The organism is Paractinoplanes rhizophilus (assembly GCF_042664765.1).
GTDB lineage: Bacteria > Actinomycetota > Actinomycetes > Mycobacteriales > Micromonosporaceae > Actinoplanes > Actinoplanes rhizophilus.
In genome coordinates, this window is the sequence record NZ_JBHTBJ010000005.1 from 235,912 (window position 1) to 250,738 (window position 14,827).

Below are 14,827 nucleotides of genomic sequence, written 5' to 3' on the forward strand. Positions count from 1 at the left end.
CTCGCAACTGGCAAGATTCGCGCAGTACCAAGCAGCAGTCGGTCATCCAGCGCGCGCAAGATGCCACCGGGCGCGCCCGTCGCCGCAGGTGTCGCCGGGGCCCCGCGGCAGAACTAATGTGCAACGAAGAGAACCCAGTGAAAAGAGGAGCCGCCCTCATGAGCGAGACTTTGGCGAACCTGTCATCGGAGACGCGTCAGTTCCCGCCGCCGGAGCAGATCGCCGCGGACGCCAACGTCACGGCCGCCGCCTACGAGGAGGCCGCCGCCGACCGGCTGGCCTACTGGGCGAAACAGGCCGATCGCCTCACCTGGGCCAAGAAGTGGGACCAGGTCCTGGACTGGTCCAACCCGCCGTTCGCGAAGTGGTTCATCGGCGGCGAGCTGAACGTGGCGTACAACTGCGTCGACCGGCACGTGGAGGCGGGCAACGGCGACAAGGTGGCGATCCACTGGGAGGGCGAGCCGGGCGACACCCGCACGATCACGTACGCGGACCTGCTCAAGAGCGTCAGCCAGGCCGCCAACACGCTGACCGAGCTCGGCGTCGAGGCCGGCGACCGGGTGGCCATCTACCTGCCGATGATCCCCGAGGCCGCGGTCGCGATGCTGGCCTGCGCCCGGATCGGCGCGACGCACAGCGTGGTCTTCGGCGGCTTCTCGGTCGACGCCCTCTCCTCCCGGATCAAGGACGCCGACGCCAAGGTGGTGATCACCGCGGACGGCGGCTACCGGCGGGGCAAGCCGTCGGCGCTCAAGCCGACCGTCGACGAGGCGGTCGCCCAGTGCCCGAGCATCGAGCACGTGCTGGTGGTCCGCCGCACCGGGCAGGAGGTCGCCTGGGGCGAGAAGGACAAGTGGTGGCACGAGACCGTCGAGCAGGCCAGCCCCGAGCACGAGCCGCAGCCGTTCGACAGCGAGCACCCGCTGTTCATCCTCTACACCTCGGGCACGACCGGTAAGCCCAAGGGCATCCTGCACACCGCCGGCGGCTTCCTGACCCAGACCTCGTTCACCCACTACGCGGTGTTCGACCTCAAGCCGGAGTCGGACGTCTTCTGGTGCACGGCCGACATCGGCTGGGTGACCGGCCACTCCTACATCGTGTACGGCCCGCTCTCCAACGGCGCCACCCAGATCATGTACGAGGGCACCCCGGACACCCCGGGCCGCGACCGCTTCTGGCAGATCGTCGACAAGTACAAGGTGTCCATTCTGTACACCGCGCCCACGCTGATCCGCACGATGATGAAATGGGGCGACGACCTCCCGGCCGGGTACGACCTGTCGTCGCTGCGCATCCTCGGCAGCGTCGGGGAGCCGATCAACCCCGAGGCGTGGATCTGGTACCGCAAGAACATCGGCCGCGACCGCACCCCGGTCGTGGACACCTGGTGGCAGACCGAGACCGGCGCCATCATGATCTCGCCGCTGCCCGGCGTGACCGCGGCCAAGCCGGGATCGGCCATGACCCCGCTGCCGGGCATCACCGCCGACGTGGTCGACGACCAGGCCGGGTCGGTGCCCAACGGCGGTGGTGGCTTCCTGGTGCTGCGCGACCCGTGGCCGTCGATGCTGCGCACGATCTGGGGCGACGACAAGCGGTTCCTCGACACGTACTGGTCGCGGTTCGGCGCGGGCGCCGGTCAGGGCGATGAGTGGGTGTATTTCGCCGGTGACGGCGCCAAGAAGGACGAGGACGGCTCCATCTGGCTGCTCGGCCGGGTCGACGACGTCATGCTGATCTCCGGCCACAACATCTCCACCACCGAGGTGGAGTCGGCGCTGGTCTCGCATCCGGCGGTGGCCGAGTCGGCGGTGGTCGGCGCGACCGACCCGACCACCGGCCAGGCCATCGTGGCGTTCGTGATTCCGCGCGGCAATGTGGACACTTCGGGCGACAAGGGCGAACAGCTCAACCGCGACCTGCGTAACCACGTGGCCAAGACGCTCGGCCCGATCGCCAAGCCGCGGCAGATCATGCTCGTCCCCGAGTTGCCCAAGACCCGCTCCGGCAAGATCATGCGACGCCTGCTCAAGGACGTGGCGGAGCACCGCTCGCTCGGCGATGTCACCACGTTGCAGGACTCGGCCGTGATGGACCTGATCTCCGCCGGGATGAAGACCACTAAATCGGAAGACTAGTACAAATCGGACGGTAAGTGGGGGGTCGGCGCGGGCCGGCCCCTCTTTTTCGTGTTATGGCGCTTCCATAGCGCATAACCGATCAATATCAATTGTCAGCGGCATCGCTGTCTTTGCATACGTTTACCTCCAGCCCCGAACCGCGGGGCCGTTTTGATGCCGGGCTGCTCACCCCAGCGCCCGGCCCCCTAAGCGGAGGTAATGCGTGGTGCGCAAGGTAGTCGCAGGACTGCTCGGCGCCGCGATGGTCACCAGCGTCGGAGTCATGCTCCCGGCGGTGGCCCAGGCGGCACCACCCGTCGACCCGACCCCCCAGGCCGTCTCGCGCGGCGAGACCCAGGTCGACGATCTGCCCAACCCACTCGAGGACAAGCGCCGCGCGCTCAGGACACAGGCCGTCTCCAACGTGGTCAGCGGCAAGTCCACGCCGCTGACCCGCAACGGCAGCCGGGTGGTGAAGGTCGGGCGGCACGGCAAGAAGGACCAGTACGTCGAGCTCAGCCGCGAGCGCACCGACCGGATCTTCGTGATCCTGGCCGAGTTCGGCGACGAGCGGCACCCGAGCTACCCGGACGTCGACTCCGACCCGAACACGGCCGGCCCCGCGACGTTCGACGGGCCGCAGCGCAACAAGATCCCTCAGCCCGACCGCCGCGTCGACAACAGCACGGTCTGGCAGGCGGATTACAACGCCAAGCACTACCGGGACATGTACTTCGGCACCGGTAAGAACGTCGAGTCGCTCAAGACCTACATGGAGGCGCAGTCCTCCGGCCGGTACTCCGTCGACGGCGAGGTCACCGACTGGGTCAAGGTGCAGTACAACGAGGCCCGCTACGGCCGGGACGTCTGCGGCAGCCATGTCTGCACCAACGTCTGGGCGCTCGTGCGCGACGCCGCCAACCAGTGGGTCGCCGACCAACTGGCGGCCGGCAAGACGATGGCCGAGGTGACCGCCGACCTCAAGTCGTTCGACCAGTACGACCGCTACGACTTCGACGGCGACGGCAACTTCAACGAGCCGGACGGCTACATCGACCACTTCCAGATCGTCCACGCCGGCGGCGACCAGGCCGACGGCGACCCGCAGCAGGGCGAGGACGCGATCTGGAGCCACCGGTGGTACGCGTACTCGACCGGCCAGGGCACCTCGGGCCCGGCGGGCAACCTGCTCGGCGGCACCCAGGTCGGCGACTCCGGCATCTGGATCGGTGACTACACCATCCAGCCGGAGAACGGCGGCCTGAGCGTCTTCACCCACGAGTACACCCACGACCTGGGCCTGCCGGACGACTACGACACCAGCGGCCTGGGCGACAACAACAACGAGTACTGGACGCTGATGGCGCAGAGCCGCCTCAACGCAGCCGGCGAGCCGCTGGGCACCCGTCCCGGCGACCTGGGCGCCTGGAACAAGCTCCAGCTCGGGTGGCTCGACTACACCGCGGTCAAGGCCGGCCAGAAGAAGGTCGTGAAGCTCGGCCCGGAGGAGTACAACAACAAGAAGCCGCAGGCGGTGGTGGTCAGCCTGCCCGAGAAGTCGGTCACGACCGACCTGGGCCAGCCGTTCGCCGGGACCAAGCAGTTCTTCTCCGGCAACGCCGACGGGCTCAACACCACGCTGACCCACGACATCGACCTGACCGGCAAGACCAGCGGCAGCGTCACCGTCAAGGGCCGGTACTCGATCGAGCAGGACTACGACTACCTGTACTTCGAGGCGTCCGCCGACGGCGGCAGCACGTGGACCCCGCTCAACGGCACGGTGGGCGGCGCGCCGCTGCCCGTCGACTCGAGCGGCGTGCCCGCGCTGACCGGCGCCTCGGCGACGTGGACCGACATCGCGATCCCGCTGGACGCGTACGCGGGCAAGGCGATCAAGTTCCGCCTGCACTACATCACCGACGGCGGCGTCTCCGAGGGCGGCTTCTTCGGCGACGAGCTCACCATCACCGCGGACGGCGCGACGGTGCTGGCCGACGGCGCCGAGGGCGCGTCGACCTGGGCCGCCAACGGCTGGACGATCGTCGGGTCGAGCGTCACGAACAAGTTCGCGCACTACTACATCGCCGGCAACCGCAGCTACACGTCCTACGACAAGTACCTGCAGACCGGCCCGTACAACTTCGGCTGGGCCTCCACCAAGCCCGACTTCGTGGAGCACTACAACTACCAGACCGGTCTGCTGATCTCGTACTGGGACACCTCGCAGGCCGACAACAACACCAACGAGCACCCGGGCGAGGGTCGCAACCTCTACATCGACGCGCACCCGAAGCCGTTCAACAACGTCAACGGCGTTCCGTTCCGGTCGCGGATCCAGGTCTACGACGCTCCGTTCGGCCTGCGCCTGACCGACGGCATGCTGCTGCACGTGGACGGCAAGCCGTCGATCGTGTGGCCGCAGCTGCCCAACCCGGTCTTCAACGACAAGGCGAAGTACTTCTACAACGAACTGCCGAACCAGGGCGTCAAGCTGCCCGCGGTCGGCGTCAAGATCGGTGTGCTGAGCCAGAACGGCACCTCGATGACCGTCGCGGTCTCCTGACCGTTTCCCTACCGGCGCCCGGGGAGTTTCTCTCCCCGGGCGCCGCTTTCTTGCGGAACCGGCGTCGGTCGCGCAACGTCTAACCCGACACGCCTCGCTTCGCTTCGGAAGGGACAGACCACCATGAGGTACGCCGTTCCGGCCGCCCTCGCCGCAACTCTGGTCGTCCTCGCGTCCGGGTGCGGCAGCCCCGTCTCCGAGCCATCCGCAGCACCGTCCGCCGGCCCGACCCGGTCCGCGAGCGGCGCCGTGCCTGCTCCGCTCACCCCGACCGCGCCGCCCAACGGCCCGACCGACCAGAACAAGCCGACCGGCTGGATCGTGGGCACGGTCACCGCCGGTGGCACCGGCCCCTGCTACGGCCTGGAAACCGACGAGGGCGTGCCCTACGCCCTGCACTCCACCGCCGGCATCCGGCTCGACAAGGGCGCCCGGGTCCGGGTCAAGGCCACCCCGTCCCGCCTGCTCATCTACTGCGGCCCGGGAAAGCTGCTGGACATGAGCGCCGCCGAGCCGCTGCGCTGAATCCCGGCACGCCGGACCGCGGCCGCGGGCCGGTGCCCTTCGATCGAACGGCCTAGGCTGGACGCATGGTTGACGAGTCGGTTGTCCTGGTGGAGGGCCCCTGGACGCACCGTTTCGTCGGCGCGAACGGCAGCCGCTTCCACGTCGTCGAGGCCGGCGCCGGCCCGCTGGTGCTGTTCCTGCACGGCTTTCCCGAGTTCTGGTGGGCGTGGCACGACATCATGACCCGGGTCGCCGACGCCGGTTTCCGCGCCGTCGCGATCGACCTGCGCGGCTACGGCGCCAGCGACAAGCCCCCGCGCGGCTACGACGGCTACACCATGGCCGCCGACGTGACCGGCCTCATCCGGGCCCTGGGCGAACGCAACGCGATGATCGTCGGCGCCGGCGCCGGTGGCATGATCGGCTGGGCCGCCGCCGCCTTCCACCCCAAGCTCGTCAGCCGCCTAGTCGTGCTGGGCGCCGCCCACCCCCTGCGCCTGCGCGCCGCCCTGTTCGCCGACCCGCGCGGCCAGCTCGCCGCCTCCTCGACGGTCCTGCGCTTCCAGGTCCCGCGCTACGAACACGTCCTCACCCGCGACGACGCCGCCCTGGTGGGCGAGCTGATGTCCCGCTGGTCCGGTCCGACGTGGAGACACACCGACGAGTTCGCCGACTACGCCCGCCGCTGCCGCGACGCCATCCAGATCCCGCAGGCGGCGTTCTGCGCCCTGGAGGCGTACCGCTGGGTCGCCCGCAGCGCGCTGCGCTTGCAGGGATACCGCTTCGTCAAGCTGATGCAGCACCCGCTGATCACCCCGACGCTGCAGCTGCACGGCGCCCTCGACACGGCCACGCTGCCCCGCACGGCCCAGGGCTCCGGCCGCTACGTGATCGCGCCCTACGAGTGGCGCCTGATCCCCGACGCCGGCCACTTCCTCCATCAGGAGGCCCCCGACTTCGTCACCGGCGAGATCTTGCGCTGGCTCAAGACTTCCTGATCAAACCCGATTTCATCGTCACGCGCCGACTCGTTGCGGCACGGCGCGGTGGCGGGAGTGGCGCGCCTTCTCGAGGTCGGAGTATTCGGCGACCAGGGGGCCGACGTCGAGGATGAGGGCGACGTCGCCGTTGCCGAGGATGGTCGAGCCGCTGACGCATTTCAGCGAGCTGAACAGCGGCCCGAGCGGCTTGATCACGGTCTGGAACTCGCCGAGCAGGGCGTCCACCACCAGGCCGGTGCGCTGACCGGACTGCTCGACCACCACCACGCTCTGCCGGCGCGCGCCGCCGTCGAGGCCGAAGAGCTGGCCGAGCCGGATGAACGGCAGCACCTCGCCGCGCAGGTTCATGTGGTCGCGCTCGCGGTCGTCGGCGGGGAACTCGACGCACTCGGTGACCCGGTCCAGCGGGACGATGAACGACGAGCCGCCGACCCCGACCAGGAAGCCGTCGATGATGGCGAGGGTGAGCGGCAGGCGGATGCGGATGGTCGCGCCCTGCCCGCGTACGGATTCGACCTCGATGCTGCCCCGCAGCGCCGCGACGTTGCGGCGCACCACGTCCATGCCGACGCCCCGGCCGGAGAGGTTGGAGACCGTCTCGGCGGTGGAGAAGCCGGGCTCGAAGATGAGGTCGTAGACCTCGTGGTCGCTCAGGGTGGCGCCGGCCGGCACGAGACCGCGATCGACCGCTTTGGCGAGGATCCGGTCCCGGTCCAGGCCCTTGCCGTCGTCGGAGACCTCGATGACGATGTTGCCGGCGTCGTGGTACGCGTTGAGCCGCAGCTCCCCCTGCGCGGGCTTGCCGGCCGCGACCCGGTCGCCGGGCGACTCGATGCCGTGGTCCAGGGAGTTGCGCACAAGGTGCGTCAACGGGTCGCTGATCCGCTCGACGAGAGCCTTGTCCATCTCGGCGTCACCGCCGGTGATGGTGAGGCGCACCTCCTTGCCGAGGTCGACGCAGACGTCCCGGACCACCCGCTCGAAGCGGCGCAGCGTCATCCCGATCGGAACCATGCGCAGCGCCAGCGCGCTGTGCCGCACCTCGTCGATGAGCCGGGTGACCTCGCCCTGCGCCTCCGACAGCTGCTCGGTCACGCTGATGCCGGCCTGGGCGATCACCAGCTCGCCGACCAGGTCGATGAGGCGGTCGAGGCGGCCCGCGTCGATCCGGATGGTCTGGGTGTCCGAGGCGCGGGTGTCGGCGGTGCGGCGCTGCTTGCTGAGCGCGGCCTCCACCACGGCCGGCGGCGCCATCCCCCGCTCGACCAGCACCTGGCCGATCGGCACCGGGCCCTCGTCGCGGCTGCGGGTGCGCTGGATGCGCAGCGCCTCGTCGATCTCGCCGGGGGTGACCGCGCCGCTCTCCTGGAGGACGTCGCCGAGCCGGTCGCGGTCCGGCATCTGCTCGATGTACGCGGCGAACGCCTGGTGATCGTGCGGCACGATGCGGATGTCGCTGTCGTCGCGGACGAAGTCGAACACCGCCTCGATCTCCGACTTGGGCGCCTCGGTGCGCAGGTCGGCTTCGAACGCGAGGTAGTTGGTCTCGGGGTCCAGCTCGGACGCCTCGGGCAGCGCCGAGTCGTCGACGGCGACCCGCGTGACCTCGCCGAGGGTGGTCAGGTGGCGCAGCAGCGAGAGCGGGTCCATGCCGTTGCGGAGGCAGTCGGGACCGAAGCGCAGCTGCAGCAGCCAGTCGCGCGGGCCGGGGGGGGTTTCCGCTTCGGCTTTTTCGGCGGGCGCGGCCGGCCCGCCGGGCTCGAACGGCGCGAGGCGGGCGAGCAGCGCGTCGGCTTCGGCCTTCTCGGCGGGGCTGGGCTCGATCCGGCCCTCGGCGACCGCGTCCACGTACCGGGTGATGTGGTCGGCGCACGGGAGCAGGACGCTGATCAGCTCGGCGGTGACCCGCACCTCGCCCTCGCGGACGTGGCCGAGCAGTGTTTCCACCACGTGCGCGAAGCCGACCAGGTGATGGAGGCCGAACAGCCCCGAGGAGCCCTTGAGCGTGTGCGCCGAGCGGAATATCCCGTTGATCGTCTCGGCGTCGTCCGGGTCGCCCTCGAGCGCGAGCAGCCCCTCCTCGAGGCTCTCCAGCAGCTCGCGAGCCTCGGTGATGAAGATGTCGAGGGCCTCGTCGGCGTCGAAGGACATCAGGCCGGCCCCTGGGTGCTTCGCGGCTCACCGTGCTCCACCGGTCGCAGCGCGCCGTCCAGGTGCACGATCGCGAGCGCTTCGCGCACCGGCTCGCTCGCGCCGCGGAACTCGGCCGTGCCGCCCAGCCGTTCGGCCTCGCGGCGGGCGGCCAGCAGGATCTGCAGGCCGGCGGTGTCCATCTCGGTGACCCCGGCCAGGCCGACCCGGATCGAGGCGGTCCGCTCCAGCGGCCCCAGCACCCGGGGCGCCTGCTCGGCGGCGGTGTAGATGGTGAGCTCGCCGTCGAGGTCGAGATCGCTCACGGCGCGATCAGCTTGGAGACGGCGGCGAGCATCTGCTCCGGCTGGAACGGCTTGGTCACCCAGGCCTTCGCGCCCGCGGCCTGGGCCTGCCGCTTCTTGTCCTCCTGCGACTCGGTGGTCAGCATGATGATCGGCGTGAACTTGTACGCGGGCAGCTTCTTGGCCTCGCTGACGAACGTGATGCCGTCCATGTTCGGCATGTTCACGTCCGAGATGATCAGGTGGATGCGGCGGCCGTCGAGCTGCTTGAGCGCGTCCTTGCCGTCCGAGCCCTGGATCACGTCGTACCCGGCGCCCTTGAGCGCGATGCTGACGACCTGGCGGACCGAGGCCGAGTCGTCGACGACCAGAACGGTCTTTCCCATCTCTTCCCCCTAGAAGAACGTGATCTCCGATTCGCGGACGTCGGCGGGGCTGCCCGAGGTGTGCGCCCGGCGTTCCTCCTCCATCGTGTAGCTGGCCGAGATGGCCCGCAGCGCCTCGTCCGGATCGATCGGCGGCGCGTCCGAGCGGGCGCGCTCGCCGGCCTCGGCGACGGTGTCGGCGAACCTGGTCACGCTTTCCCGGAGGTGCTCGAGCACCTGGCAGACGCGGTCCTGGAACTGCAGCTGGGTCAGCGACTGACTGACCTCGGTGCGGATCCCGACGGCGGCCCGCTCCAGCTCGCTCGACGAGTCGCGGAAGCCGGTCACCAGCTCCTGCAGGTCGTCGAGGACCGCCTGCACCTCGGCGTTGGCCCCGGCGACCGCGCGGTCCTCGCGCTCGGCCGTCTCCTCGGCGTGGCCGAGGATCGCGGTGATGGTGGTGCCGGCCCGGCCGACCTTCTCGGCCATCCGCTCGCTGGTGCCCAGCGAGTGCTCGGCGAGCTGGCGTACCTCGTCGGCCACCACGCCGAACGCCGCGCCGGCCGCCCCGATGCGGGCGGCCTCGATGGAGGCGTTGAGCGCGAGCAGGTTGGTCTGCGCGGCGATCGCGCTGACCTCGCCGGACATCTGCCGCAGCTCGGTGTTCAGGGTCTGCAGGTTGTGCAACTCGGCGACGGTCTGCCGCTTGGTGGCCAGGGCGTCGTCGAGGGTGCCGACGACGTCCCCGAGACGCGCCCGGCTGCGGTCGAAGGTGCCGCCCTGGCCGTCGTCGAGCGCGCCGGTGGACGAGGAGAGCACCGTGTCGAGGTTCTCCACGATCCCGGCGAACCGCTCGGTGATCTGGCCGATCGCCGACTCCATCTGCGTACGGCTGGAGTCGATCTGGGCCGACCAGACCGGCGCGAGGGAGCCGGCCAGCCGGGTGACGCTGGTGAGGTGGTTGTCCGCCGGGCGCGCCTCGACCGGTGCGGCGACCGGCTTGCGACGGCCGATCGCGAAGCCGGCGCCCAGCCCGACGGCGAGGGCGCCCAGCGCCCAGAGCAGCTCAGCCATACCGATGGATCATCTCCGCGATGTGTGTCAGCGGCGCCTCCCGCTGGACGGCGCCGAGCTGGACCGCTTCGTGCGGCATGCCGTGCACGACGCACGTCGCCGCGTCCTGGGCCACCGTGAACGCGCCGGCCTGGCGCATCTCGAGCAGCCCGCGGGCGCCGTCGTCGCCCATGCCCGTCATGATCACGCCGATCGCGCTCGGCCCGGCCGCCCGCGCGGCCGATCGGAAGAGCACGTCGACCGAGGGCCGGTGCCGGTTGACCGGCGGCGCGTCGAAGACACGCACCCGGTAGCCGGTGCCGCACCGGACCAGTTCCATGTGCCGGCCGCCGGGCGCGATCAGCACCCGGCCGGGCGTCACCTCGGCGCCGTCCGCCGCCTCGACGACGTGCACCTGGCACATGTCGTCGAGCCGCTGGGCGAACGCGGCGGTGAAGTGCTCCGGCATGTGCTGCACGATCACCATGCCGGGGATGGCCCCCGGTAGTTCGGGCAGCACTATCTCGAGGGCCTTGGTGCCCCCGGTGGAGGTGCCGAGCACGACGACCCGGTCCCCGGTCTGCTTGGCCGGCTCGGCCTGGCGGGGCACCCGACCGGCCGCCGAGCGCACGGCCTCGACGATCTCGGCGGAACGCTCGTCGATGAACTCGCGCAGCCCGCTCGGCGGCTTGGTGATCACCGTCGTCACCCCGGCCGTCGGCGTGACGGCCGTCGCGGAGCAGAGCACCACCGGCGTCGGCCGCACCGCCATGACCTGCTGGAGGAATCGCGTGCCGCCCAGCCGCGGATCGACCACCAGGACATCCGGCCACGAGCGGCTCATCCGGTCCAGCGCGTGCACCGGGTCCGCGTACGCGCCGATGACCTCCAGGCCGCTCTGCCGGAGCCGGGCCGCCAGGTGCTGCCGTACGACGGCCGAGTCGTCGACGATGAGCACGCCGATCGACCGGCCGGCGGCCGGACCGGTCGCGCCGGGCCGCCCGCTCACGGCGAGCTCCCGGCGTGCGTCCGGCGACCGGTCGCGCCGGGCCCCGCGCTCACAGCGAGCTCCCGGCGTGGGTGCTGCGACCGGCGGCCGAGGTCAGCGTCACCTCGCCGGAGGCGATCTCGAAGCTGAGCCGGCGCGGGCCGGTGCCGCCGAGGTCGGTGTGCGCCAGCCGGAAGCCGAACCTCCGGAGCAGGGTCAGGCCCGCCTCGATGTTGTCCCGGGCGATGTCGGGCGCGCGCCCCCGCTGGTACGGCGGGAACTGGTTGCCGCCGCCGTACAGGTGGGCCACGTACTCGGCGGGACGGGTGCCGAACCGCTCGATCGCGTGCAGGAACATCCGAATCGCGTGGTCGGCGTAGCGGCCGTCCAGCCCGCGCCGGGCCGCCGGGATCCGCCGGTGCGGAAGCATGTAATGACACATGCCCCCGACCTGCAGGCGCGGGTGCCAGAGCGTGATCGACACGCACGACCCCAGCAGCGTATGGATGCGGGTGTCGTGGCCGCCGAAGTGGAAGTCTCCGGGGTTCAGGACCACTTCCAGGACATTAGCCACGCGGCTGTCCGGAGGTGCGGTAAATCGAGGGTTCGATCATCTGCAGCCGGGACGGGATGCCGTTGAGCGACTCCGAGTGGCTCACGATGAGATAGCCGCCGGGGTGCAGCATGTCTTGGAGGCGCAGAACCAGCTCCCGCTTCGTCTCCGGGTCGAAGTAGATCATGACGTTGCGCAGGAAGATGACGTCGAAGCGGCCCAGGTGGCCGAGCTGCCCCATCAGGTTGTCCTGCCGGAAGCTCACCCGGGCGCGCAGCCGCCGGTTCACCGCCATCGTCCCGTCGTACTCCTCGCGCCCGCGCATGCAGTACTTGCGCAGCATCGGGCGCGGGATCTTCGCGGCCGCCGTGATCGGATAGATGCCGAGCCGCGCGTTGTCCACGACGCGGCTGGAGATGTCGGTGCCGACGATCTCCCACGGCGCGTCCGGGAGCGCATCGGAGAGCACCATGGCCGCCGTGTACGCCTCCTCGCCGGTCGAGCTGGCCGCGCTCCACAGCCGCAGCGGCCGGGCCCGGTCGCGGTCGGGCACGACCACGTCGCGCAGGAACTGGAAGTGCTGCTGCTCGCGGAAGAAGAACGTCTCGTTGGTGGTGAGCAGGTTGATCAGCTGGACCATCTCGGGGCTCGAGGCGGGCTGGGTGCGCAGGTAGTGGACGTACTCGGGATAGTCGGCCATGCCCAGGTTGCGCAGGCGCTTGTCGAGCCGCCCGGCGACGAGCGCCTCCTTGCCGGGCGCGAGCCGGATCCCGGTCTCGCGGTGCAGCAGGCCGGTGATGTACGTGAACTCCGCCGGCCCGATCTCGCGGTAGGTCAGGGCTTGCAGCATCAATGTCCTTCTGCCAGTTCGGTCACTTCCTCGGTATGGCCCCCGGCCCGGGCGGCGTCGCCGAGGCTGACCATCTCGCTGATCGACAACACCCGGCTCACGTCGAGCAGAATCAGGAAATCTCCGTCCCGCCGGGCCATGCCGCCGATGTAGTCGGCGCGGATGCCGGAGCCGAAGGACGGCGGCGGCTCGATGTCGGTCTCGGCCAGCTCCACCACCTTGTTGACCGAGTCGACGAGGATGCCGATGTCCTGCCCGCCGGCCGCGACGCCGTCGTCGTCGTCCACGCCGATGTCGTCGAGGTGCACGATGATGATCGTGGTGCGGCGCCGGACCGTGGTCGAGCCGCGGTCGAACCGGATGGCGAGGTCGATGACGGGCACCGCCCGGCCGCGCAGGTTGATCACGCCGCGGATGAACGCGGGCATCATCGGCACCACGGTCAGGCGGCGGTACTCGAGAATCTCCAGCACGTGGAAGATGTCGACCGCGTACGCCTCGTCGTTGAGCGTGAAGGTCAGGAAGCGGCCGGAGCCCACCCGGGCCAACGTGTCGGTCACCGCAGGTCCTCTCCGTCGTCGAGCCCGTTCACGCACAATCCGACCATTAGTTCGGCAGCTCGAACCAGGATATGAATCTTTGTCTCTTATATCCGACCAATTCGCCCTAGGCTGGGGGCGAGTCGCCGATCCAACCGAGGAGCGTCACATGGCGGACAAGGGCTTCGGGTTCCGCAACCTGTCGGTTGCCTGGAAGCTGCGCTGGATGGCCATCGTCGCCTGCATCCTGTTGCTGGCGGTGGGAACCGTCGGGATCTACCAGCTGGGCAACACGCAGGAGCGACTGCAGGACATGTTCCGCACCAACCTGCAGAACACCAAGGCCCTCGACAACGTGGCGATCGCCTACCGAGACCTGCGCCTCGGGCTGCGCGCGCTGGCGCTGGCCCAGAACAGCGCGGAGACGCAGGCGGCCACCACGGTTGTGCGGGGCACGCTGGACACGCTCAACGGCGAATGGGACAAGATCAAGACGCTCGACCTGTCGGGCCGCGACGCCGACCGGGACACCATCACCAAGAACTTCGCGACCTACCAGGACCTGGCCCAGAACAAGCTGATCCCGGCCGTCGAGGCGAACAACCTCGCGCAGTTCAACCAGATCACCTCGACCCAGGTGAACCCGATCGCGGACACCATCGACGAGGCCCTCGGCGGGCTGCTCAACGCCGAGGCCGAGGCGGCCGAGACCTCGATCCGGAACTCCTCCGACGCGTACGACACCGCGCGGATGCTGATGATCATCCTGGTCGTGGTGGCCCTGCTCTTCACGTTCGGCATGGTCTTCCTGATCACCCGCTCGATCGCCGGACCGCTGCGGAAGACGGTTACCGTGCTGTCCGGACTGGCGTCCGGTCGCCTCGACCAGCGGCTCGACGTCGACAGCCGGGACGAGGTCGGTCAGATGGCCGTCGCGCTCAACAGCGCCCTCGAGCGCCTCTCCGACACCGTGGGCACCGTCATCGACTCGTCCGCGCAGATCAACAACGCGGCCGGCCAGATCAGCGGCGCCTCGCAGAGCCTCTCGCAGGCCGCGACCGAGCAGGCCTCCAGCGTCGAGGAGACCACCTCGAGCCTCGAGCAGATGACCGCCGGCATCGCCCAGAACAGCGAGAACGCGAACGCCACCGAGGAGATCGCGGCCAAGGCCAAGGCGGAGGCGCTGGAGGGTGGCGAGGCGGTGCAGCTGACCGTCAACGCGATGAAGGAGATCACCAGCAAGATCGGCATCATCGACGACATCGCGTTCCAGACCAACATGCTGGCCCTCAACGCCACCATCGAGGCCGCCCGGGCCGGCGAGCACGGCAAGGGCTTCGCGGTCGTCGCCACCGAGGTCGGCAAGCTCGCCGAGCGCAGCCAGGTCGCGGCCCAGGAGATCAGCGAGCTCGCCTCGGGCAGCGTGCAGACCGCCGAGCGGGCCGGCGACCTGCTCAACACGATCATCCCGAGCATCATCCGCACGTCCGACCTGGTGCAGGAGATCGCGGCGGCCAGCTCGGAGCAGCGCACCGGCGTCCTTCAGGTCAGCATCGCGATGAGCCAGATCGGCAAGGTCACCGAGCAGACCGCCTCGTCGAGCGAGGAGCTCGCGGCCACCGCCGAGGAGATGTCGGCGCAGACCGCGCAGCTGCAGACGATGATGGAGTTCTTCAACACCGGCCGGGCGGTGGCCGGCACGCGATCGTACGGGCACGCCGAATACACCAACATGAACGCCGGCACCTATCCGAGCCGCAACGTCCCGGTCGGCGCGTACTCCGGCGGCGGCCAGGACGCCTTCGGCCCCGAGACGGAAGCCAAGTTCGACAGCTTCCGCTAAG

13 protein-coding genes are annotated in these 14,827 nt (G+C 69.9%); 5 read left to right on the forward strand and 8 right to left on the reverse strand.

Going from position 1 to position 14,827, the window contains the following annotated elements:
- Positions 1-158 precede the first annotated feature (158 nt).
- From acs to ACFQS1_RS10235, 4 genes are all read left to right on the forward strand, one after another.
- Entirely contained in the window at positions 159-2,144 is a 1,986-nt protein-coding gene (acs, locus tag ACFQS1_RS10220) for an acetate--CoA ligase (RefSeq protein ID WP_378966164.1), read from the forward strand.
- 244 nt (positions 2,145-2,388) lie between these two features.
- Positions 2,389-4,692, forward strand: a complete 2,304-nt coding sequence (locus ACFQS1_RS10225; RefSeq protein WP_378966376.1) for an immune inhibitor A domain-containing protein — start codon at positions 2,389-2,391, stop codon at positions 4,690-4,692.
- 123 nt (positions 4,693-4,815) lie between these two features.
- Complete coding sequence (locus ACFQS1_RS10230; RefSeq protein WP_378966166.1) at positions 4,816-5,217, forward strand: hypothetical protein; 402 nt, start codon at positions 4,816-4,818, stop codon at positions 5,215-5,217.
- A gap of 65 nt (positions 5,218-5,282) precedes the next feature.
- The gene (locus ACFQS1_RS10235; protein WP_378966168.1) at positions 5,283-6,197 is read left to right on the forward strand and encodes an alpha/beta fold hydrolase; all 915 of its coding nucleotides are present in this window, start codon (positions 5,283-5,285) and stop codon (positions 6,195-6,197) included.
- Between the two features lie 18 nt (positions 6,198-6,215).
- On the opposite strand, the gene ACFQS1_RS10240 is transcribed toward ACFQS1_RS10235, so the two are convergent.
- Genes ACFQS1_RS10240 through ACFQS1_RS10275 form a run of 8 tightly spaced genes read right to left on the reverse strand, consistent with a single transcriptional unit; the run spans position 6,216 to position 13,004 of the window.
- Positions 6,216-8,351, reverse strand: a complete 2,136-nt coding sequence (locus tag ACFQS1_RS10240) for a chemotaxis protein CheA (protein WP_378966170.1) — start codon at positions 8,349-8,351, stop codon at positions 6,216-6,218.
- Positions 8,351-8,656, reverse strand: coding sequence for an STAS domain-containing protein (locus ACFQS1_RS10245; protein ID WP_378966173.1), 306 nt, complete (start codon positions 8,654-8,656; stop codon positions 8,351-8,353). The genes ACFQS1_RS10240 and ACFQS1_RS10245 overlap by 1 nt, the downstream gene beginning before the upstream one ends.
- Positions 8,653-9,021, reverse strand: coding sequence for a response regulator (locus ACFQS1_RS10250; protein ID WP_378966175.1), 369 nt, complete (start codon positions 9,019-9,021; stop codon positions 8,653-8,655). Before ACFQS1_RS10250 ends, ACFQS1_RS10245 begins: the two co-directional genes overlap by 4 nt.
- Before the next feature lie 9 nt (positions 9,022-9,030).
- Complete coding sequence (locus ACFQS1_RS10255; RefSeq protein WP_378966177.1) at positions 9,031-10,074, reverse strand: methyl-accepting chemotaxis protein; 1,044 nt, start codon at positions 10,072-10,074, stop codon at positions 9,031-9,033.
- A complete protein-coding gene (gene cheB / locus ACFQS1_RS10260) occupies positions 10,067-11,062 on the reverse strand; it encodes a chemotaxis-specific protein-glutamate methyltransferase CheB (RefSeq protein ID WP_378966180.1) in 996 nt (331 codons plus the stop codon). The genes ACFQS1_RS10255 and cheB overlap by 8 nt, the downstream gene beginning before the upstream one ends.
- A 49-nt stretch (positions 11,063-11,111) precedes the next feature.
- Positions 11,112-11,597, reverse strand: coding sequence for a chemotaxis protein CheD (locus tag ACFQS1_RS10265; protein WP_378966182.1), 486 nt, complete (start codon positions 11,595-11,597; stop codon positions 11,112-11,114).
- Between the two features lie 10 nt (positions 11,598-11,607).
- Positions 11,608-12,444: a CheR family methyltransferase gene (locus ACFQS1_RS10270; RefSeq protein WP_378966184.1), complete on the reverse strand. Its 837-nt coding sequence runs from the start codon at positions 12,442-12,444 to the stop codon at positions 11,608-11,610.
- Positions 12,444-13,004, reverse strand: a complete 561-nt coding sequence (locus ACFQS1_RS10275) for a chemotaxis protein CheW (RefSeq protein ID WP_378966186.1) — start codon at positions 13,002-13,004, stop codon at positions 12,444-12,446. The genes ACFQS1_RS10270 and ACFQS1_RS10275 overlap by 1 nt, the downstream gene beginning before the upstream one ends.
- 148 nt (positions 13,005-13,152) lie before the next feature.
- Here ACFQS1_RS10275 and ACFQS1_RS10280 point away from each other — a divergent pair, with 148 nt between their 5' ends.
- Positions 13,153-14,826, forward strand: a complete 1,674-nt coding sequence (locus ACFQS1_RS10280) for a methyl-accepting chemotaxis protein (RefSeq protein WP_378966189.1) — start codon at positions 13,153-13,155, stop codon at positions 14,824-14,826.
- The last annotated feature ends 1 nt before the right edge of the window (position 14,827 follow it).

Bases quoted from the DNA above. Each gene is read 5' to 3' on its own strand.
- acs (WP_378966164.1), top strand. From the start codon at position 159: ATGAGCGAGACTTTGGCGAACCTGTCATCGGAGACGCGTCAGTTCCCG.
- ACFQS1_RS10225 (WP_378966376.1), top strand. From the start codon at position 2,389: ATGGTCACCAGCGTCGGAGTCATGCTCCCGGCGGTGGCCCAGGCGGCA.
- ACFQS1_RS10230 (WP_378966166.1), top strand. From the start codon at position 4,816: ATGAGGTACGCCGTTCCGGCCGCCCTCGCCGCAACTCTGGTCGTCCTC.
- ACFQS1_RS10235 (WP_378966168.1), top strand. From the start codon at position 5,283: ATGGTTGACGAGTCGGTTGTCCTGGTGGAGGGCCCCTGGACGCACCGT.
- ACFQS1_RS10240 (WP_378966170.1), bottom strand. From the start codon at position 8,351: ATGTCCTTCGACGCCGACGAGGCCCTCGACATCTTCATCACCGAGGCT.
- ACFQS1_RS10250 (WP_378966175.1), bottom strand. From the start codon at position 9,021: ATGGGAAAGACCGTTCTGGTCGTCGACGACTCGGCCTCGGTCCGCCAG.
- ACFQS1_RS10255 (WP_378966177.1), bottom strand. From the start codon at position 10,074: ATGGCTGAGCTGCTCTGGGCGCTGGGCGCCCTCGCCGTCGGGCTGGGC.
- ACFQS1_RS10270 (WP_378966184.1), bottom strand. From the start codon at position 12,444: ATGCTGCAAGCCCTGACCTACCGCGAGATCGGGCCGGCGGAGTTCACG.
- ACFQS1_RS10280 (WP_378966189.1), top strand. From the start codon at position 13,153: ATGGCGGACAAGGGCTTCGGGTTCCGCAACCTGTCGGTTGCCTGGAAG.